The organism is Paraburkholderia phymatum (assembly GCF_038900715.1).
Taxonomy (GTDB): Bacteria; Pseudomonadota; Gammaproteobacteria; order Burkholderiales; family Burkholderiaceae; genus Paraburkholderia; species Paraburkholderia phymatum_A.
Genome location: NZ_JAYMRZ010000046.1, coordinates 1 through 21,208, shown reverse-complemented (window position 1 = coordinate 21,208; position 21,208 = coordinate 1). Strand labels below are relative to the sequence as shown.

The following is a 21,208-nucleotide window of genomic DNA, read 5'->3' as shown; positions in this document are numbered from 1 at the left end:
GCAGTCGCTGGTCTCACACGCACTGCCGGGAGAGGCAAACGTAAATGCAAATTTCCCTGAAGCGGATAAATGCGCTCTTTGACCCTAGCAGTTTTGTTGATCACCACCAGGATGAGAGGGGTCATTTCATCTGCGGTGAAGGATTGGTAAATTCAGTAAGGACGTTTCTGGTCATGAATCGCGGGCAAGACTGTGAGTTCCAAGGAAGTGGCCAGTGGCGCACTGCCCGCCAAATCATAAGCACGGTAAGTCAGGCTCAGAATAACGGTGCCCCGCTGATCTACATTCAGGATCAGTCTGGAGGGACAGGCAGTTTCGACACGGCAAAGGTGCTTTCGCGAGACATGTCCAGACTGCTTTTGTCTCCCTCGGGAATGGGTCGGGTAAGCGCATCTATCGCGGAATTCTCAGAAACTAATCTGCTGATTTCCGCCATACTCGGTCCTACTTCAGGCCCACTTGCTTTACCGCTGATGCTCGCAGATTTGGTACTGATGACTAAGAATGGCGCTTTATGTATGGGTCGGCCGGATATGGTGAAGGCCATGCTGGCGCAGGAGTCCGACCTCTATTCACTAGGCGGAACAAACGTTCACAGCAAGGACTCAGGCTCGGTTCAACTGGTATTCGATGACGAAGGAAGCTTGTTCCGATGCTTAAAAAAATTGGTTAATGATATTTTTAAAGGCAACTCACGCAGTGTTTTTGAATATCAAGATCCCGATCCGATCGATTTTGAAAAATTGATTCCATCGAATCACCGAACACCATATGACATGCATGATTTGCTATATTCTTTTATCGATAAAGGCAGCCTGACCGAAATAAGCGCACTATACGCACAGGAGGTATTGACCGGCTATGCAACCATCAGAAGGAATCTGATCGCGGTTATCGCCAACAACCCTCGACACAACGGAGGCATAATTCATCGGAAATCTGCGTCTAAAATGGTCAAAATGATAAACATTGCCGCAAAAACAAAAACTCCGATTATATTTGTTGCAGATGTCCCCGGATTCATGATAGGCAAAGAAGCGGAACGTAGCGGCATATTCTCGGCGGCGGCAGAATTGTTTCGATCGCATATTCAATGTAAGGTGCCGAAGTTACTCCTCGTTGCGCGAAAAGCTTACACAGGCGGTGTTTACGCCATGTGTGGACCCGGGTTCGACCCGGTAGCAGTGCTGGCATATCCGCATGCGCACATTGGCGTTTTCAGTCCGGATACGATGAACAAGGTTTTATCTAGCCTTGATGAGGACGCCAGGACCACGGTGCAAACACTATCCAAAGAAATTGAAGATCCAAGGTTATTAAAAATTAGCGGACTGATCACTGACGTTATTAAGATAGAACAAACAAGGGACCAAATAACTAAATATTTATTTCCCAGCAGATGACCGGTCTCGTATTTTCCCGGTCGTTTGCTTTCAAAAGCGTCAAGATTTAAAATTACGCGCTCAAATTACAAGGCACTGGGCGCGATGCACTTCGAATATTTTTCATCAAAACGGCCAAGATTGGCGGACTTGCCGATACCTGATTCTCAGAATATTAGAAGCGTTTGAGCCATTCACGATCGTTACACCAATCATGTCCTCGGCTTCGTGGCAGCATTCCTTCGCTGTTTTTGGTGCAATCATTGCATCACACAGCGCACCGGAAGATGCTTTGGACCACCGACGAAGTTGGACGCGATGAATTCAATTTCCCCCGCCGGCTCGACAAGCCGCAACCTCGGGATCAGTTCCTCAAACAGGATGCGCATCTCCATGTTTGCGAGATGCTGACCAAGGCACACGTGAGCGCCAACGCCGAATGCGAGATGCCGGTTCGGTTTGCGGTCGATATTGAAATTGAACGGCTCAGGAAAGACTTCCTCGTCACAATTTGCTGAACCGTAGCAGAGCATCAGCCAATCGCCCTTTCGGATTGTTCGTCCTCGGACGTCGGTGTCGGCAGTTGCCGTACGCATGAAATGTCGCACTGGCGATGCGTAACGAAGGGTTTCGTCGATAAACTGCGGAATCAGCGAATGGTCCGCCTGAAGTCGCGGCAGCAGCTCAGGGAAGCGACTCAACGCCCACATCGCGACTGAGGTGGACGATGAAACCGTATCGTGCCCCGCCGCGGCGATGATCACGTAATAGCCAAGAAGGGTTGCTTCATCGATAGGCTGGCCGTTGACCACCGCGTTGGCTAGTACGCTCGCGATATCGTTACGCGCGTTCGCCCGACGGTCTTCGGTGAGGCGCTTGAAGTAGTCCTTGAAGTCGGCCACAACGGACAGCAGGGCCTTGCCCATTGCGCTGCTTGAGCCGCCTTGGCGCTGCATCTCGCGCTTGTATTCCGCATCCTCGCTTCCGAACATCTCATGAGTCAGCGTCAAAAGCCGCAGCGAATCCTCCTGCGGAACTCCGAGAATATCCATGATCACGTTCAGCGGGTAGTGGGATGCAACGTCGTTCGCAAAATCGATCACTTGCCCACTTTGCTGCAGCAGTTTCGCGGTCATCGCACGTGCCAGCGATCGAATGCGGCCGTCAAGCTTGATGATGCTGTTCGGCATGAACCATGACTGTGTCAGCGCACGTAGATTCTTGTGCTCGTCCCCATCGACATGCACAAGCGAGCGGACAATGTTCGGACTACCAGTTTCGGAAATAACATGCTCGATCGACGCTTTCGGCCGGCAGACGACAGAATACTCGCCGTTGCAAAACGAGACGGTATCTCGTGAAATCATGGAGACGTCGGCGTGTTTCGTGACCACCCAGAACGGATCATGCCCGTCCGCCATTGCACGCCCGACAGGGTTGTTAGCGCGCGCCCAAGCATACGTTTCATGGAGACGATCAGGGTTGGTATAGTAATGCGGATCAACCAGATGGTTTGCCATGTCTTTTGGCAGGTCGAAATTTGACATGTTTATGACGGTAGGACGGTTTAAAATGCGTCGTGAAATCGACGTGGCCTATAACCACACGCAAAAAGCACTGAAGTTGTTGGGACAGAATTGCGTTCGCCCGATCGTCCCGCGAAACTTTCCGAGACCGGGACCAATACGCCGTAATGCACGCACTTCACGGCCACCACTTGCTGCGACGTTCGCGCAGTCGATGATCACGCGTGCCCCGAATGATGACCTGGATGCGCGTAGAGTATCGTGAGCTTGTCAAGTAGCTGGCTCGGCGCGCCGCGGACGGTGCAATTGCGTCGACATCTGCGCCGATTTCGCGGGCTTCGTGCTCTTTCATTCGATTATGTTATCGATAGTATTCCTCTTGACTTTTGCAGTGAATACACAAATTCTCACTTTGCGCGTTCACCGTTTTGGGTAAAGATCATAAGTGAAAATCTTACGCTTTCTTGCGATCATGAAGGCAACGACCGTAAGCTGATTAAGGTATTCGCCCCTGCTCTCAGGCCGAGGGAACCGAGCGTAGCGAATGCGGCCGACAATATGTCGGTGAGTTGCTTTGCGCGAAGGAACTGGCCATACAGCGATGCGGTCGACCTATCGATCATGACATAAGTGTACCGTTGCACCTTTCATCGGAAAAGAGCTTGCAAATAGGCGGCATGATTGAAATCAATGGCGTCGCGCGGCACCGAGCTTGACTGTGACAGTGAAATCAATTTTTGCCAGCATCGGCTCGGGGTCGATACACCAGAGCAAAGAGAAAGTCTTTACGGTTGTGGCGGAAGACACTGGAACGCATCGACCCGGGCTGTGTCGCGATAAGGCGGTCGAGACGAGCATAAGCGCGTCGTGTGTGACGTTTGCGATGTTTCGCGCATGTAAGGGCCAACAGTGAAAGCGCGCTCATAGTAACAGATAGCTTCCGGAAGACCGCCGGAGTCTGCAAATAGATGGAGAGACACGGGTTGCGTGGGCAACTTTTCGGCCACGTTCCAGGGCAGCAGGTCGTCGATGCGATTGCTTTGTGGTCGGCGATGTGAGCCAGAACGTTCTGAGCGTAAAACCTGTCAGCCGTTGGCGCATAACGCGTCAGGCCGCCTCCGCACAATTGACTGACCCGACACTCGCCCTACAGTTGGGGATTGGCTAGAAAAAACGTTTCAAAAAAGTTTGAACTTAATCTTCTCGCCGCACTGGCTGATCTAATGGCTCAGCGCACCGTAACGATGGCTGAACGCGCAGTAAGTCACCAGTGCTTTTTCGCTCTAGCTCGCAGGCACTTATCCGACAGATGCACAGGGACTCTCTGTCGGTGTTGCAACAAAGCGCACAAACGCCTTCCACGAGAAGAGCCACACTTATACGATTGCACCCACCGGCGTCGTTACATTGGCAAGAGCGGTTGGGCAACATGGCCAGCTGGCAAAGAACAGCTCGCTTTATCGCGGCCGCCGGTCCCGACGATCGTCATCAGTTGCGCCCATGCGCCGGGTACCACCGAGCTCACGGTCAACAATGACGATCTGCTGCGTCATGCCAGGAAGCCACCATCGAACAGAAGCTCGCCCACTGCGCAGGGGAACGTGTACTGGAGCCCTTGTTCCGGTTAGCTCTACCGTCCGTCGGGGAACGCCGGCCTGAACTCGGAGACCACTTCAGGCCAAGTAGGTTCTATCCGCCATCATTGCACCTGGACGAACGGCGTACCCGTCGCAAAGAATACTTCTGCACCCCGGCGGGCCGCCGACAGACGGTTTGCTGCGCACTAGTGCGAACGGCAGATGCGCCACTACGAAAGCTAACACTGCGTTAGGTCCGACGCCCTTCTGACAGAAAGAGCGTGCGCGCCATTCACCTCCGCTTATTCGACGATCAACCCATGCCGGATGGCATACCGTATCACCCCCGCATTGTTGGAAAGTCCGAGCTTCTGCATTAAGCGCGTCTTGTATGTACTGATTGTTTTCGCGCTGAGCGAGCACGCGTCGGCGATTTCGTTGATGCTCCGGCCCGCCGCGAGCATCTGCAGCACCTGAAACTCGCGGTCCGACAGCACCTCATGCGGTGGCACGTCGCCGCGCCGTGTTTCGAAGACCATGGCATCGACGAGTTTCGGGTCGATGAAGCGGCCGCCTTCCGCGAGCTTGCGGATCGCCGCGAGCAGCACGTCCGGGTCGCTGTCCTTGGTCAGATAGCCTGTTGCGCCCGCGAGCAATGCGCGCGAGGCCACCTGTGGTTCATCGTGAATGCTCAGCACGAGTACGGGCAGCGACGGTTGCTCCACCCGCACTCTGCGGATCAGATCGACGCCACTGATGCCGGGCATTGTCATGTCGAGCAGCAGCAGATCCACGACGCAACTGCGCAGCCTGTCGATCACTTCTGTCCCTTGCATCGCTTCCGCCACGACGATGATATCGCTCGTGGTTGCGATGATCTGCCTGAGTCCGCCACGAACAATCGCGTGATCGTCCGCAATGAGTATCCTGATCATGTTCGAGGTCCGCCATCGAGCGGAATGTGAATGGAAACCATGGTCCGCGCGCCCGGCCTGCTGCCGATCGGAAACGATCCGCCGATTAGCAGCGCGCGACAGTCGCGAGATGCCGCGCGACAAGCCGCGAATGAAAGCAGCGCCTGGAGACCGTGAGAAACAACGCATCGACCAGAATGACGAGCGCGGTGCGGCGAAGTAGCAATGGAGATTCGACACCGTTACCTCATGCCAATCCACTGGATATCAGCCTTCACTCGGCGCATAAGATAGTCTTGTTACACCATCAGGATCCAGCGTGATCGCGCAACTAATGGCGAGCACCGTCGCGAGAAACCGGAGTTTCGGGGCGTCGCCGCATGTAGCCAAACCATTCCACCGCGTCCAACCTGAAGAGCACCATATTTCCCGCGAGTGTCGCCGTTTGGCTATCCTATTCTGCACTCGATCTCAAAGACGAATTCACCGCGCCCGCGGGGGTTCCGAAAAAGCCTGATGAAACACTGTGCCGCCCCAAAGTGCGCCTTGCCCAAATTCTTCCCTGCGGTTATTGCCTGCTTCTTCAGTTCTTACGCCTGCCCGCTAACCGTGTGCTTTTCCGGTGAAACGCCCACAGCCATCGGATTCGCTACGGACGCCGGGCATTCGATGAGAACGTCGATCTTGTCCGCCATTTCGGAAAGCGAGCAAAATCCGTATTCGCCGAGTTGGTCCGTGTCGTAGCGGCGTAATTTACGCATTGTTTCGCCCAAACATCTAAGCGCGGCAGGCGTGCTGTCTCTTCTCTCTCGCCGAGAGAGAAGCAATTGTCACCCTTCGCGTGGCGTGGGATTTTCGACGTCGGAGTTTCGCACAACCGGTTTAACGACGCTGCCAGAGCGCACTGGAATATCGCGGCAGAACATCCTGATTAACGCGTCAGGAAATGCTGATTAACGCGTCAGGAAATCCTGAGCGCCATTTGCTCGTAGAGCCTGCTGGCGATGCGGAAGACGAAATGCGCTTTATCGCGACCATCGCTTCCCGGCGATCGCCATCAGTTGCGCTGTGCGCCCGTACTACCGCCTTCAGTTGAGCATGCGCGCATCGAAAAGTTATTGCGCGAACGGAACGTTGTCGTCCGCTACGCAATCATTCGACGTTGGTGCAACACGTTCGGCGCAGGCTTCGCACGGTGCGGTCAGATCAGCTCGCCGCGCATCCCGCACCACACGACATCTGATGACGTGTGTGGACGTTTTCGCGGCGCATGCGTTCGCATCGCGGCGCCGAGCGCCTCGAAGGCAAGCGCGTTCGGCTGAAGTCGTGGTCGGTTGTCGCGCCGTCGCGGGAGGCGGGTCTCGAGATCGGCGGGCAGAAGTGCGCGCTGCACGGCTGGATGCGCTGAAACGCACACGCATCGCCGCTTTCCGATTCGCGCAACACCGATTTTCCGGGCAGTCGACCTAACCTGAGCGCCGGTGCTCCACGGCGAACTTGATCAGCTCGGCCTGACCATCAATTTCGAGTTTGCGCTTCAGATTCTGCCGATGCGTTTCAACGGTTCTCACTGACAGACCGCTGCGGTGTGCGATCTGCTTGCTCGACAGACCTTCGGCCAGTTGATCAAGAATGTCACGCTCTCGCGGTGTCAAACGCTCCCTAGGATCACGAAGGGTCGACGCCTGGATAAGCCGCGCGCCAAGTTCTTCGCTGAAGAACGTCTTCCCATCAAGAACCGCACCGATCGCGCGAATGATTTCCGCTCCCGGTGAATCCTTCAAAATATAGCCGCGCGCACCGGCGCGAACGGCGTTGGTCACATACTCAACGTTGTCGTGCATCGACAGCATGAGCACGCGTATGTCAGGAAAGCGCTCATGAAACAGCGCGGCGAGCGTTATTCCATTGATCCCCTTCATGCCGACATCCATCAGCACGAGGTCGGGCTCCTGCGCTGCAGCGAGCGTCATCGCTTGTTCCGCATTCCCCGCTTCGCCGACGACAGCAAAGCCTGGCACAGCTTCAAGACGCGCGCGCAAGCCGTCGCGCACAAGCGGATGATCATCGACAAGGATGAGGCGCGCCGCGCCCGTTGGATAGCTCATGAATGGTTTGCCTGCAGTTCTTCCGGAAGCGGGCCGCGCATGAAAAGCGGCACGGTCGCCGTGACTATTGTATGGCCCGCGCGTGAGTCTAGTTGCAGGCTGCCGTTGAGAGCCTCCAGCCGCTCACGGATGTTGCGTAGACCGACGCCGCTAAAAAGACCGGACTGTACGCGTTCGACATTGAAGCCCCGTCCGTCGTCGCTGATAGAGAGAGTGATCTCGCTCCCCGATACTTCGAGCGCCAACGCCGCCCGACTCGCATGTGCGTGCCGGAGAATATTGATCAATGCTTCCTGCGCGATACGAAAGAGCGTCGTTTTCACAGTATCGGGCAAGTGCGCGGCGTGATCGTGGCAATTCTGCGTGAACCCAATCGCCAGTTGACTCTGCGCGCTCAACTCGCGCGTCAGCTGTTCGAGCGCCGCCGCGAGGCCCAGATCGTCAAGCATGGAAGGACGCAGTGCATGCGAGATGCGGCGCACCTCGCGTAGCGCATCGGCGAGACGCGTGATCCCCATGGACAGCGCTGCTTCTGCCGGCGGGACGCGCGTTGCGCTCAGTTCGAAACGCGCAAGCGCCGATTCGAGTAGCAGCTTGACGGACACGAGCATCTGGCTGATGCCGTCGTGAAGTTCCCGTGACAGCCGCGCCCGTTCGTTTTCCTGCGACTCGACCACCTGCTGTGTGAGACGCTTGAGCTTGGCATCGGCGCTGCGATGCTCGCTTACGTTCAACACAAGCGCGCACACGGCAATCACACAAATCCCGGCCAGCGCAATGATGCCGATCCACATCATCGTGTGGTCAATATCGGCCGATGCGCGCCGATCGATGCTTGCGAGAGTCGTATCAACATCATCCAGATAGATGCCTGTGCCGAGCATCCAGCCCCAGCGCTGTAGTGGCACGACATAGCCGAGTTTCGCTGAGAGCTTGCCTGTCGATGGACGATGCCACACATAACGTACATAGCCGCCTCCCTGCGCCGCCATGGCGAGCAGTTGTTGGATTGTCAGCGCCCCTGCGGGATCGCGCAGCGTCCACAGGTCACGGCCGACGAGATTCGGCTCGCGCGGGTGCATCAACGAACGGCCATGCATGTCGTAGACGAAAAAGTAGCCGTCGGGGCCAAAGTCCATTTTCTGCAACATCGCGAGTGCGCGGTCGCGCAGCATGGCATCGTCGCGCGCATTCTTGCCGGCCTCGTCGTACAGAGGCCTGATGGCGCTAGTCGCGAGATCGACATAATTGCGCAATTCAATTTTCTTGCTGCCCATATAGGCCAACTGGGTCGTGTCGTGCTGCGCCTTCGCAAGCGTCGTCGCCTGATGGCGCACGCCGAAGGCAATGCCAGCTATCGCGACGAGAAACGGTACGACGGCGAGCAGAAATATCTTCGCTTTCAGTTTCATGTTGGTAATCCGGTCGGGCGGGCTACGTAGAACTACGTAGCACACTTACGTAGTTGTGCGCTTGTGACGCACTCGATGAAGACGAATACTACACGCCCAAAGCATGGCTCATCCCAGACCATGCGCCGCGCGCACCGACCAGCGGCGCTGACGGTCGTTTCATAAAAATATATTGGAGACTCCTATGAACCGGGCATCCAGTTTTCTGGTGTGGACGGCAGTCGCACTGTTGGGCGCATTCGCGTTCGGCACCATCGCGCTCACGCACGGCGAAAAGGTCAGCGCGCTCTGGGTCGTGATCGCCGCCGTCTGTGTCTACCTAATCGCGTACCGCTTCTACAGCCACTTCATCGCAAATCAGGTCGTGCAACTCGACGGTCAGCGTATGACGCCTGCCGTGCGGCATAACGACGGCCTCGACTACGTGCCGACTAACAAGTACGTGCTGTTCGGCCATCACTTCGCGGCCATCGCGGGCGCGGGTCCGCTCGTCGGCCCTGTGCTCGCCGCGCAGATGGGCTATATGCCCGGCATGCTCTGGATTCTCGCGGGAGCCGTGTTCGCAGGTGCGGTGCAGGACTTCATCGTGCTCTTTATCTCGACGCGCCGCGACGGACGTTCGCTCGGCGATCTCGTGAAGATGGAGCTTGGCACTGTCCCCGGCATAATTGCGCTGTTCGGTGCTTTCCTGATCATGGTGATAATTCTCGCCGTGCTGGCGCTGATCGTCGTCAAGGCACTGACGAATTCACCGTGGGGCACGTTCACGGTCGCCGCGACGATTCCCATTGCCCTTTTCATGGGCATCTACACGCGCATTCTCCGCCCGGGCTGTATCGGTGAAGTGTCGGTGATCGGCTTCGTGCTGCTGATGGCATCGATCGTATTCGGCCAGCAGGTGCACGATTCCGCAGCACTGGCCGCCTGGTTCACGTTCAGTGGCACACAGCTCACCTGGATCCTTATCGACTACGGTTTCATCGCATCGGTGCTGCCCGTGTGGCTGTTGCTCGCGCCGCGCGACTATCTGTCGACGTTCCTGAAGATCGGCACGATCCTCGGCCTTGCAATCGGCATTCTGATCGTCGCACCGGAACTGAAAATGCCGGCGATGACGAAGTTCATCGACGGCACGGGGCCCGTCTGGTCGGGCAATCTCTTCCCTTTCCTGTTCATCACCATCGCTTGCGGCGCAGTGTCGGGCTTCCATGCACTAATTTCATCGGGCACGACGCCGAAACTGCTCGATAATGAAGCCAACGCGCGCTTCATCGGCTATGGTGCGATGTTGATGGAATCCTTTGTCGCCATCATGGCCCTAGTCGCAGCGGCAGTAATCGAGCCGGGCGTGTACTTTGCGATGAACTCACCAGCTGCGGTGCTCGGCAACATGCCTGAAGCCGTAGCGCAGACCGTGTCTCAATGGGGTTTCGTTCTTACCCCGGAAATGCTGACGCAAACTGCAAAAGCCGTCGGTGAAACGACCATCGTGGCGCGCGCGGGCGGCGCACCGACGCTCGCTGTGGGTATGGCTCAGATTTTGCATCAGGTGATCGGTGGTCAGGCGATGATGGCGTTCTGGTATCACTTCGCGATCCTGTTCGAGGCACTTTTCATCCTGACGGCCGTCGATGCGGGCACGCGCGCCGGCCGCTTCATGCTGCAGGACCTGCTCGGCACATTCCACCCTGCACTCAAGCGCATAGATTCGCTCCCCGCCAATCTGATCGCGACTGCGCTGTGCGTCGCGGCGTGGGGCTACTTCCTCTATCAAGGCATCGTCGACCCGTTGGGCGGCATCAATACGCTCTGGCCGCTCTTCGGCATCTCGAACCAGATGCTTGCGGGAATTGCACTCGTGCTCGGCACGGTGGTGCTCTTCAAGAGGAAGCGCGAACGCTTCGCATGGGTCACGCTGGTACCGACCGTGTGGCTGCTGATCTGTACGATGACGGCAGGCTGGCAGAAGATCTTCGATGCCAACCCGAAGGTCGGCTTCCTCGCGCACGCAGCGAAACTTGGCGCAGCTGACCGTGCAGGCAAGATCGTCGCGCCCGCGAAGTCTGTTACGCAGATGCATCGCGTCATGTTCAACGACTATATCGACGCGGCGCTCGCCGGACTGTTTATCTTCGTGGTTGTCACTGTTGTCGTGTATGGGGCGCTTGCTGTCGTGCGTGCTCGTCGCGAAGATTGTGCTACTGATCGGGAGATGCAATTCGAGATGCTGCCCACCGACCAGCGTACAGTTGGCACTAACTGAGCGGAGACCGTGATGTTTTCAGGACTGAGGCACGACGTGCGTAACGCCGGGCGCTATCTCGGCCAAACCATACGGTTGATGGTCGGACTGCCCGACTACGAGACGTACGTTTCGCATATGAGGCGGATACATCCCGACCGGGATGTGATGAGCTACGAAGAGTTCTTTCGGGAACGGCAGGCAGCGCGCTACAGAGGAAGGACGGGGAAGTGTTGTTGAACTTACAGGTGCCGGCTCGTCCGCAAGCAGCTCTCGTCCCGCCCCATCCTGGAGCGACGAACGCCCGCGAGTTTTGACAGAGCTGTAGCAGCTTAACGATGGTCATCGAACGGGTTGCTTTCATACAACTTCTCAACACGTACTTGCTACCCTGATGAATGACCTTTCCGCGGGCGATCACCACCATACCCTTTTAACGCAGTAGCACCGGGCGGTTTGAAGCCTGCTGCTACAAATCGACTCCGGGGAGGCGCACGCAATACGGCGCCACACGGATTCACTTGTGTTCGTGACACACATTCGGGTACCACGTGGTGCCTGGTTGCGGACGCGAACCTTGACCGGTGAGCAAGGCCCACGCCGAACGTGTCGCACTAACGTCGAATGATTTCGAAGCGGACGACAACGCCCCGTTTGAACAACAACTTCTCGATGTCGCGCAGGCTCAACTGAACCCGGTAGAACATGCGCACGGCGCGACTGTTGACGCTTGCCGTCGATGAAGCGCAATTCTTTCGCCTTCCGCATCGCCAGATTTAGCCGACTCACTCGGCAACGTGACAATACCTCCCGAACGAGTATCCGATTCGCGGACCAAGCTATTGAACGGGCTGGCGACACAACCCAGCCAATGCCGTACGTTCGCACCGGTACATGTTCGGTCACCTTGTGACTGCTGCTCTCTTTAGAGCGCGCCCAGTCCCAGTCTCGTCCGACCACGTTTCTTCTTACATTTTATAGATGCCATACTTGCGGGGTGCAGCGCATAATTGTAGATTCGAACGGCTGAGAGTATGCGGTAAATGAACGTTCCACGTTTTTCCGAAAAACGAAACAACCGCCAAGTCCTCTGGGAGGACGCGGACCGTGTCCTCTGTCGGGTTTGTCAATCTCGCGGCAGCGAAAGCGTTCTGGTTGTACAGACCACGGCGGCGAATCCCTCAGCCGACACCATCCTTCGTCTCACGCATGAATTCGAGCTGAAGGAGAAACTCAATAGCACATGGGCGGTACGGCCGATGGATCTGATTCGCGCAGAAGGCCGGACTGTATTGGTGCTCGAAGACCCGGGCGGTGAGCCGCTCGAACGGATGATCGGCGCGCCGATGGAAATGGGAACTGTTTTACACGTTGCCATCGGCATTGCTGAAGCGCTGGGCAAACTTCACCAGCGCGGTTTCGTCCACAAGGACCTCAAGCCCGCTCATATTTTGGCAAACTGTGCGGATGGTTTCTTGCGGCTCACCGGCTTCGGCATCGCCTCAGAACTGCCCCGCGAGCGTCAATCCTCAGTGCCACCTGAGACGATTGCGGGCACGCTGGCATATATGGCGCCGGAACAGACAGGGCGAATGAATCGCTCGATTGATTCCCGAAGCGACCTCTATTCATTTGGCGTTGTGCTCTACCAGATGCTCACCGGTGTATTGCCGTTCAACGCCGACAATCCGTTGGAATTGGTGCACTGCCACGTTGCTCGCAAGCCGATGGCGCCGAGCGCGCGGGTGGGGAGAATTCTGCCCGTCGTCTCGGAAGTAGTTATGAAGCTGCTCGCTAAAACGCCCGAGGAGCGCTATCAGACTGCGGCTGGTGTGGAACGTGACCTCCGACGTTGTCTCACCGAATGGGAGCGACAGCGGCACATCGAAGTCTTCGCGCTCGGCGAGCACGATACGCCTGATCGGCTGTCGATTCCCAATAAACTTTATGGTCGGCAACGTGAGATCGACGCTATGGTCGCCGCGTTTGACCGCGTCATGGCTAGGGGCACACCGCAATTGGTGCTGGTTTCCGGTTATTCGGGCATCGGTAAGTCCGCGATCGCGAATGAGCTAAAGAAGGTGCTCGTGCCGCCACGAGCACTCTACACATCGGGTAAGTTCGACCAATACAAGCGCGACATACCGTACTCGACACTGCTGCCCGCTTTTCGTGATCTGGTGCGCCGGCTTCTCACCCTGCGAGAGACGGAACTGGCGATTTGGCGCGAGGCGTTCACGGAGGCACTGACGCCAAACGCGCGACTCGTAACTGACCTACTCCCCGAACTTAAGCTCGTCATCGGCGACCAGCCGCCCGTCCCCGAACTGGATTTGCATCAGGCACAACGCCGTTTCCAGCTAGCCTTTCGGCGGTTCGTGAGTGTCTTTGCCCGGCAGGAACATCCGCTGGTGCTGTTTTTCGATGACCTCCAATGGCTCGATACCGCGACGCTGGACCTGTTGCAGGATTTTCTAACCTGCCCGGATCTGAAGTATCTGATGATGATTGGCGCGTATCGAAGCAACGAGGTAGACACCAATCATCCGCTGATGAATAAGCTTCGGACATTCAGGAGCATGACCGCGGCGGTTGACGAGATCGCGCTCCTACCGCTCACCCGCGAGGACGTGGAGCGATTGATTGCAGAAGCGCTCCACACAACGCCGGAACGGGTCTCGCCACTTGTGCAGCTCATACATGATAAGACTGGCGGTAATCCGTTTTTCGTCATTCAATTTCTACACGCACTCGCCGACGAGCATTTACTTACTTTCGACCACAACCTGGCCTGTTGGCAGTGGCGTCTGCCACAAATTCGCGCAAAGGGCTACACGGACAACGTGGCAGACCTGATGGTCGTAAAGCTGGCCCGCCTCCCTGCCGAAACACGGCGGACATTGCGACTGCTCGCCTGTCTCGGCAATACCGCAACGCTCGGGATTCTGTCGAAAGTATTGGGGAAAACCGAGCAAAGTGTGCGCACGTCGCTGATACCAGCGGTACACAAGGAGCTTGTCGATGATCTGGGAGACGCCTACAGGTTTGCGCACGACCGGGTGCAGGAAGCTGCCTATTCGCTGATCCCAGAAGGCTTGCTTCCAAAGGTCCATCTGCGTATCGGGCGCCTGCTCGCGACACAAAACTCTCCCGAGAAGCGCGAGCAGGCGATATTCGATATCGTCAGTCAACTCAACCGCGGGACAGCGCTGATGGATGATCAGGAGGAACGCGACCAACTTGCTGCATTCAACCTGATAGCCGGCCAGCGCGCCAAGACGTCGACGGCCTACGAATCAGCGCTCACTTATCTCATCATGGGTGCGCAACTCCTAGCCGACGACTGCTGGGAGCGCAAGCACGAACTCATCTTCACACTCGAGTTAACTCGAGCCGAATGCGAATTCCTGACCGGGCGACTGTCGAACGCAGAGCAACGCTTGAAGGTGCTGTCACTTCGCGCAACACGTATCATCGAACAGGCGCTCGTCATGTGCCTGCAAATGGACGTTTACCTGACTCTTGATCAGAGCGATCGTGCAGTCGCTGTCTGCCTCGAACATCTCCGTCGCGTCGGGATCCATTGGTCAGCCCATCCTAGTGAAGAGGAAGTACAACGAGAGTACGAGCGCATCTGGATCCGGCTTGAGGGTCGAGTGATAGAGGACCTCATCGACTTGCCGCTAATGAAGGACCCCGATTCTCTTTCGACGGCTGAAGTGCTGAGCAAGCTCTTGCGCCCAGCATGGTTCACGGACGCGAATCTGGCTTCGCTGACGATATGCAAAGCGGTCAGTCTCAGCCTGGAGCATGGCAACTGCGACGCGTCCTCTTTCGCGTATGTTATGTTTGCACGGATAGCGGGGCCGCGGTTTAACGACTATCAAAAGGGGTTCAAGTTTGGCGATCTCGGCTACAAGCTCGTCGAACAACGGGGCCTCAAGCGCTTTCAGGCGGTCACGTATCTTTGCTATGCGCTTTACGTCGCGCGCTGGACGAAACACGTGCGGATGAGCCGTGAGGTGCTGGATAATGCATTCAAGGCGGCGAATCGAAACGGAGACCTGCCGTCTGCCGCCTACACGTGCTGCCATGTCATTTCCAACCTGCTCTTTGTCGGCGAGCCATTAGGCGCGGTGGAGCATGAAGCCGAACAGGGCCTAGTCTTTTCCGAAAAGACGGGCTTTGGCATGGTTGTCGATAACTTGAACACGCAGCTCGCGCTAATTCGAATGCTTCGCGGCTCAACAATCCGGTTTGGGCGCCTCGATGAGCGTAACGTGAACGAACCTCGCTTCGAGCATCATTTGTCGGGCAATCCCGCGCTGGCGACGGCTGCGTGCTGGTACTGGGTCAGGAAATTGCAGGCACGATATATTGCCGGCGACTACGCGGAAGCTGTTGACGCTGCGGGAACGGCGCAACAATTGCTCTGGACGTCCTCCTCACATTTGGAGGAATGTGAGTATCACTTCTACGGCGCGCTCGCCCGAGCGGCATATTGCGAGCACGTTCCGGCCGGAGAGCGGCAGATTTGCCAAGACGCCATAGCGACGCATCATCGGCAACTGAAAATCTGGTCGAAGAACTGCCCCGCAAATTTCACAGATCGCGTGGCGTTGGTCGGTGCCGAGATTGCCCGGTTGGAAAATCGCGATGTTGACGCGATGCGGCTCTTTGAAGAAGCCATCGCGTCAGCACGCGCTAACGGCTTTGTCCATAACGAAGCTGTAGCGAACGAACTCGCGTCCCGATTCTACGCGACACGCGGTTTTGAGAAGATCGCACGCGTATATGCCAAAGAGGCCCGACAGGCCTACCAACGGTGGGGGGCCGAGGGCAAGGTGCGACAACTCGACGACCTTCATCCGCATCTCATGGACAAAGAGCGAGCGCCAACGCCAACTACCACTATCGGGGCGCCCATCGAACAATTGGACCTCGCTACCGTGATCAAAGTATCGCAGGCAATCTCGCGCGAGATTGTCCTGGACAATCTGATCGATACGGTCATGCGCACGGCGATCGAACAGGCGGGCGCGCAGCGGGGGATGCTCATCCTACCAGACGTTGACAAACAATGGATAGCGGCTGAAGCTACAACGGACGGCAACATGGCTCGCGTGCAATTGAGTACTGTACCCATTAATGCGACGTTGATGCCCGAATCAGTGCTTTACCATGTCTTACGCACCGGGGAGAGCGTCATCCTCGACGATGCCGCAGAGGACCCTGCATTTAGCACGGATCGCTATATCCGTGAGCATCGGCTGCGTTCTATCGTCTGCTTGCCTCTGACGAACCAGGCCAAGCTTACGGGCGTGCTCTATCTCGAAAACAATCTGATCACCCGCGCATTCGCTCCTGCTCGAATTGCAGTGCTTCGCCTTCTGGCCTCACAGGCAGCAACATCGCTTGAGAACACTCGCTTGTACGAGGACCTCACTGAGCGCGAAGCTAGAATCCGTCGTCTCGTCGACGCAAACATCATCGGCATCATCGTGTGGAACGCTAATGGCGACATTCTCGAGGCCAATGACGCATTTCTAAGAATGGTGGGATACGAGCGCGAGGACCTCGTCTCAGGTCGCATACGCTGGAGAGACCTGACGCCGCAGGAATGGCAAGAGACCACGCAAGATGCCCTGGCGCAGATTTTGCGCACGGGGCGCGTGCAGCCATCCGAAAAGGAATACATTAGAAAGGACGGCAGCCGTGTACCTGTTATGGTTGGCAGAGTTGCTTTCGAATCCAGTCGGAAAGAAGGCGTCGCCTTCGTGGTCGACCTGTCAGAGCGAAAAGAAGTGGAGCACCGCTTGCGGGAATCGTACGAGATGCTACGCGAACTCACCTCGCGTCGCGAGACGGCTCGCGAAGAAGAGCGCAAACGCATCGCACGTGAAATGCACGACGAACTCGGGCAACATCTCACAGCACTTCGCCTAAGACTCTCGGCTTTGCAGATGAAACTTTACACTGACTGTCCGAAGCTTGTCGAGCAGACGCAGGCACTGGTTTCTCTCGTGGACCAAACAATGCAAGTTGTACGGGGCGTCATCACGTCGCTACGCCCTGCTGCGCTGGACACAGGCATCGTGGCCGCACTCGAGTGGCTCGCTGCCGAGTTCAATCGCAATCGACGTATGAAGTGTCGCCTGCGCGTGCACGATGAGAACATCACAATGGACGAGGATCGGTCTATCGTGCTGTTTCGCTTGGTTCAGGAGGCACTGACCAACGTCTCTCGTCATGCGAGAGCCACGATAGTGGTCATCACGCTCGAGCGAACGGCTAATGCTTACCTTCTCGAAGTACGCGACGACGGCCAAGGTTTCGACGTTCAGGCTGCGCGAAAGAAATCCTTTGGTCTGGTGGGAATGGAAGAGCGCGTTCTGATGCTCGGCGGCCAAATCGAAATTGTCAGTTCACCGGGTGCCGGAACTGTAATAAAAGCGAGTCTGCCTGATAGTTAGGCCGCAATGGCAAAATGCAGGATGCTCATCAAACGCACGCCGCACGCCATGCGTAAGATCGGCCGCAACGTCACAAATAGTTCGTCCAGATGCCATGCGGTACCGAAGCGCGGGGCGCGGCCCGGTGTGCGAAACCCGCGCTAAATGTTCACACCTGCGTCGAATGATTTCGTGCAGACGATAACAGCCCGTTTGGACAGCAACTCCTCAATGTCGAGCGGCAACTCAAAGCCGGTAACACCAGCGCACGGCGCAATAGACAATTTCAATTTGGCCGCCGAGCGGCGGGGCGCGCACTGACCATCACCCAGCGAGAGTTTCCAGTTCTTCTCGCCGACGTTAAAGGCCATATACAGGGACGGCCACCCGCCGTCGAATTCTGCCCGCGGAGAACCGTGTCAGGCGCATCCATTTGCGTCCCCCTTCGGTGAAAACCAGTGTGCGAGCCCGGTCTTACTCCTGCCGGGCGCACCGCCGCTGCCCTCCCATATGGTATCTACGTGAGGACCACACGGACGTCAGCGGACAATATCAAAGCTGTAATCTGTCTTCGAAATATCAATGGTATTCGCGTCCATTGTTTCGAAGAACTCGTCCAGCAGCGCCAATAGAATTCGCAAGCCGCCGGAATATCCCCAAGTCGGGTAGCGATGATAGTGATGGCGGTCGAATATGGGGAACACGAGCCGTACGAGGGGCGTCCCAGTGTCGCGCTCCAGATACTTTCCGTATGTGTTGCCAATCAGGAAGTCCACTGGCTCCGTGAATAGCAGCGAGCGCATGTGCCAAAGATCGCGTTTTGGGTAGACCTTGCATCCTGCACCGTATGGCGATGCATCCAATAGGGCCCTGACCTTCTCTGCCCAGCTATCGTTGCCATTCGTTGCGAGCACGTGCACCGGCTCCGCTCCGAGCTCAAGCAGGAATTGCGTGTACCCGAGCATCTGGTCCGGATCGCCATAAAGGGCGTAACGTTTGCCATGCAGATTCGCCTGACTGTCCGCCATTGCATCGACGAGTTGGCCGCGCTCCTTTTCGAGCTCTGCGGGAATTGGTCTGCCGGTCACACGAGAAATCTCCATGAGGAAGTGGTCGGTCCCGCCAACGCCGACGGGCGCATTCAGCGAGATCACTTCCTGGCCATGATCGGCGATGAACTTGCTCGTCTTCTCACAGCAAAACTCCTGAAAGACAAACGTTGCCTTCGCGTTCAACGCGTGCTCGACCTCCTCTTTCGTTGTTCCACCCTGGTACATTCGGAACTCGCCATCGGTTGGCGTATTCCATGTCTCGGACGGATCACAAATGATGTTGACCTTTATACCGAACAGATCAAAGATCCGTCGAACCTCTTTCATATTGCCGACCACGAATCCATCGAATCCACCGATAAAGTTAACGGTGTCGTCCGGCACGCGCGTGAGCGGTGTGGTAGTGCCAGCCTTGCCGTCCCAAAAATACTTCAGAATGCCCAATAGCGCATTGTCGTAGCCGGTCACATGGCTGCCCACAAACGCGGGCGTATGGGCAAATGGCACGTCATAGTCCTGCGGTACGCTGCCCTTCTGCTTACTGTTCTTAATGAACGCATCGAGGTCATCGCCGATCACCTCTGCCATACATGTTGTCGAGACGGCGATCATCTCGGGCTTGTACAGGTTGTATGCATTCGCGAGGCCATCAATCATGTTGTTCAGCCCGCCGAACACCGCGGCGTCCTCCGTCATGGACGAACTGACGCACGACGTCGGCTCCTTGAAATGTCGCGAGAAATGCGAGCGGTAATAAGCCACGCAGCCCTGTGAGCCGTGCACGAACGGCAAAGTCTTGTAAAAACCGTTGGCCACGAAGACAGCGCCAAGCGGCTGGCACGCCTTTGCTGGATTCACTGTCAGCGAATCTCGGGCAAAATTCTTCTGCTTGTAATCCTCAGTCTTTGTCCATTCGGCGACCTGCGTCACCGCCTCATCGGGATGATTGAACTCGAAGTTTTCCCTCTTGTTTCGGAGAAGCGCCTGATACTCTGGCTCGCGAAAAAGCAGTTCGTGATCGAGAATTTTGTCGGTGGATTGGGGCATGACACGCTCCTGAATCGAAAATCTGAACAGCCGTCTGTCGGCACCGTTGTGCTATTAGCGCCCGGTTGCGCTCAGGCAGCCTTTTTCCACGGGGCCTTCGAGAGACCCCATACTGGACTCGAGATCGCCATGTCCATGTCGCGCGCAAAGATCGCGAAGCCGTCGTAGCCGTGATAGGGGCCGGAGTAATCCCAGCTGTGCATCTGCCGGAAGGGGACGCCCATCTTCTGAAAGACGTACTTTTCCTTGATGCCCGAACCGACGAGATCCGGCCGCGTGTGCTCAACAAATTTCTCGAATTCATAGCCGGTCACGTCGTCGTAGATCAGTGTGCCGTCGTTAACGTGGTGCGTCGTGCGCTGGTAGTCGTCGTTGTGAGCGAACTCGTAGCCGGTGCCGACGACTTCCATGCCAAGGTCTTCGTACGCCCCGATAACGTGACGCGGGCGCAGGCCGCCCACAAACAGCATCACCTTTTTGCCTTGCAGGCGCGGCTTATACCTGGCTATGACAGCATCCATCAACGCGCGGTATTTAGCGATCACTTTTTCAGCATTCGCCTTGATCGTGTCATCAAATCGGCTCGCTATCTCACGCAGACTCTTCTCGATCATTGTCGGACCGAAAAAGTTGTACTCGACCCACGGAGTGCCATACTTCTCTTCCATGTGCCGGCTGATGTAGTTCATTGACCGGTAGCAGTGCAGCAGGTTAAGCTTGGATCTCGGCGTACTTTCGAGTTCGGCAAGCGTGCCATCGCCCGACCACTGCGCGATGACGCGCAAACCCATCTCCTCAAGCAGGATCCGGCTTGACCACGCATCGCCGCCGATGTTGTAGTCACCGATGATCGCGACGTCGTAAGGTGTCGACTCGAGTGAGGGCCGCCTGTTCGGATCGGCCTGGTCGAACACGCAATCGCGGATCGCATCGTTTGCAAGGTGATGGCCGAGTGACTGCGACACACCGCGAAAACCCTCGCAGCGTACCGGCACGATCGTGTGCCGTCCGTACTGCGTGCTCTTCTTCTTTGAGACTGCCTCGATGTCGTCACCGATCAGACCGATCGGACACTCAGTCTGGATGGAGATACCTCTGTTGAGCGGAAAGAGCTCCTGGATCTCGTCGATGATCTTGTCGAGCTTCTTGTCGCCGCCGAACACGATATCCTTCTCTTGGAAATCGGAAGTGAACTGCATCGTGACGAACGTATCGATGCCCGTCGTGCCGACGTAGTAGTTGCGGCGCGAGCCCCACGAGTACTGGCCGCAGCCGACGGGGCCGTGACTGATGTGAATCATGTCTTTGATCGGCCCCCAGACAACACCCTTAGAGCCGGCGTACGCGCAGCCGCGAATCGTCATCACGCCGGGCAGCGATTTGATGTTCGATTTCACCCCACAGTCGAGCTTGCCCTGTTCAAAGGAACCCAGATGCTTGGCGCGGCGCTTGGCCATCTTTTCGGGGTATGCCTGCAGCACTTCGTCGATCAGGGC

12 protein-coding genes and 1 pseudogene are annotated in these 21,208 nt (G+C 56.7%); 6 read left to right on the top strand and 7 right to left on the bottom strand.

Going from position 1 to position 21,208, the window contains the following annotated elements:
• Positions 1-44: 44 nt before the first annotated feature.
• Positions 45-1,403, top strand: coding sequence for a carboxyl transferase domain-containing protein (locus VSR68_RS41390; protein WP_342937635.1), 1,359 nt, complete (start codon positions 45-47; stop codon positions 1,401-1,403).
• A 239-nt stretch (positions 1,404-1,642) separates the two neighbouring features.
• Here the strand turns inward: VSR68_RS41390 and VSR68_RS41385 are convergent, their stop codons facing one another.
• Entirely contained in the window at positions 1,643-2,935 is a 1,293-nt protein-coding gene (locus VSR68_RS41385; RefSeq protein ID WP_342945198.1) for a cytochrome P450, read from the bottom strand.
• A 1,852-nt stretch (positions 2,936-4,787) separates the two neighbouring features.
• On the bottom strand, positions 4,788-5,420 hold the full coding sequence (locus VSR68_RS41380; RefSeq protein ID WP_342937636.1) for a response regulator transcription factor: 633 nt from the start codon (positions 5,418-5,420) through the stop codon (positions 4,788-4,790).
• A gap of 1,029 nt (positions 5,421-6,449) precedes the next feature.
• Here VSR68_RS41380 and VSR68_RS41375 point away from each other — a divergent pair.
• Positions 6,450-6,641, top strand: a pseudogene (locus VSR68_RS41375) (IS6 family transposase); the annotation flags it as partial.
• 28 nt (positions 6,642-6,669) lie between these two features.
• The gene (locus VSR68_RS41370) at positions 6,670-6,807 is read left to right on the top strand and encodes a hypothetical protein (RefSeq protein WP_342937637.1); all 138 of its coding nucleotides are present in this window, start codon (positions 6,670-6,672) and stop codon (positions 6,805-6,807) included.
• Between the two features lie 58 nt (positions 6,808-6,865).
• On the opposite strand, the gene VSR68_RS41365 is transcribed toward VSR68_RS41370, so the two are convergent.
• Both VSR68_RS41365 and VSR68_RS41360 read right to left on the bottom strand, forming a co-directional pair.
• Positions 6,866-7,507 carry a response regulator transcription factor gene (locus VSR68_RS41365; RefSeq protein ID WP_342937638.1) on the bottom strand — a complete coding sequence of 214 codons (642 nt, stop codon included), beginning with the start codon at positions 7,505-7,507 and terminating at the stop codon, positions 6,866-6,868.
• Positions 7,504-8,919, bottom strand: coding sequence for a cache domain-containing protein (locus VSR68_RS41360; RefSeq protein ID WP_342945195.1), 1,416 nt, complete (start codon positions 8,917-8,919; stop codon positions 7,504-7,506). The genes VSR68_RS41365 and VSR68_RS41360 overlap by 4 nt, the downstream gene beginning before the upstream one ends.
• Positions 8,920-9,103: 184 nt before the next feature.
• Here VSR68_RS41360 and VSR68_RS41355 point away from each other — a divergent pair, with 184 nt between their 5' ends.
• From VSR68_RS41355 to VSR68_RS41345, 3 genes are all read left to right on the top strand, one after another.
• Positions 9,104-11,182 carry a carbon starvation CstA family protein gene (locus tag VSR68_RS41355; protein WP_342945194.1) on the top strand — a complete coding sequence of 693 codons (2,079 nt, stop codon included), beginning with the start codon at positions 9,104-9,106 and terminating at the stop codon, positions 11,180-11,182.
• A 12-nt stretch (positions 11,183-11,194) separates the two neighbouring features.
• Entirely contained in the window at positions 11,195-11,401 is a 207-nt protein-coding gene (locus VSR68_RS41350; RefSeq protein WP_342937641.1) for a YbdD/YjiX family protein, read from the top strand.
• A gap of 803 nt (positions 11,402-12,204) precedes the next feature.
• On the top strand, positions 12,205-17,634 hold the full coding sequence (locus tag VSR68_RS41345) for an AAA family ATPase (RefSeq protein WP_342945193.1): 5,430 nt from the start codon (positions 12,205-12,207) through the stop codon (positions 17,632-17,634).
• Between the two features lie 140 nt (positions 17,635-17,774).
• Here the strand turns inward: VSR68_RS41345 and VSR68_RS41340 are convergent, their stop codons facing one another.
• The 3 genes from VSR68_RS41340 to nifD all read right to left on the bottom strand — a co-directional run.
• Positions 17,775-17,984: a hypothetical protein gene (locus tag VSR68_RS41340; RefSeq protein WP_342937643.1), complete on the bottom strand. Its 210-nt coding sequence runs from the start codon at positions 17,982-17,984 to the stop codon at positions 17,775-17,777.
• 168 nt (positions 17,985-18,152) lie between these two features.
• A complete protein-coding gene (nifK, locus tag VSR68_RS41335; protein WP_342937644.1) occupies positions 18,153-19,712 on the bottom strand; it encodes a nitrogenase molybdenum-iron protein subunit beta in 1,560 nt (519 codons plus the stop codon).
• A gap of 71 nt (positions 19,713-19,783) precedes the next feature.
• Positions 19,784-21,208, bottom strand: a 1,425-nt coding sequence (gene nifD, locus VSR68_RS41330; RefSeq protein WP_342945192.1) for a nitrogenase molybdenum-iron protein alpha chain, incomplete at its 5' end; no start/stop codon positions are given.

What these genes read in the sequence shown, in the direction of transcription:
- VSR68_RS41355 (WP_342945194.1), top strand. Translation starts at nt 9,104, where the DNA reads ATGAACCGGGCATCCAGTTTTCTGGTGTGGACGGCAGTCGCACTGTTG.
- VSR68_RS41370 (WP_342937637.1), top strand. Translation starts at nt 6,670, where the DNA reads ATGCGTTCGCATCGCGGCGCCGAGCGCCTCGAAGGCAAGCGCGTTCGG.
- VSR68_RS41390 (WP_342937635.1), top strand. Translation starts at nt 45, where the DNA reads ATGCAAATTTCCCTGAAGCGGATAAATGCGCTCTTTGACCCTAGCAGT.
- VSR68_RS41345 (WP_342945193.1), top strand. Translation starts at nt 12,205, where the DNA reads ATGAACGTTCCACGTTTTTCCGAAAAACGAAACAACCGCCAAGTCCTC.
- VSR68_RS41380 (WP_342937636.1), bottom strand. Translation starts at nt 5,420, where the DNA reads ATGATCAGGATACTCATTGCGGACGATCACGCGATTGTTCGTGGCGGA.
- VSR68_RS41350 (WP_342937641.1), top strand. Translation starts at nt 11,195, where the DNA reads ATGTTTTCAGGACTGAGGCACGACGTGCGTAACGCCGGGCGCTATCTC.
- VSR68_RS41360 (WP_342945195.1), bottom strand. Translation starts at nt 8,919, where the DNA reads ATGAAACTGAAAGCGAAGATATTTCTGCTCGCCGTCGTACCGTTTCTC.
- nifK (WP_342937644.1), bottom strand. Translation starts at nt 19,712, where the DNA reads ATGCCCCAATCCACCGACAAAATTCTCGATCACGAACTGCTTTTTCGC.
- VSR68_RS41340 (WP_342937643.1), bottom strand. Translation starts at nt 17,984, where the DNA reads ATGGCCTTTAACGTCGGCGAGAAGAACTGGAAACTCTCGCTGGGTGAT.
- VSR68_RS41365 (WP_342937638.1), bottom strand. Translation starts at nt 7,507, where the DNA reads ATGAGCTATCCAACGGGCGCGGCGCGCCTCATCCTTGTCGATGATCAT.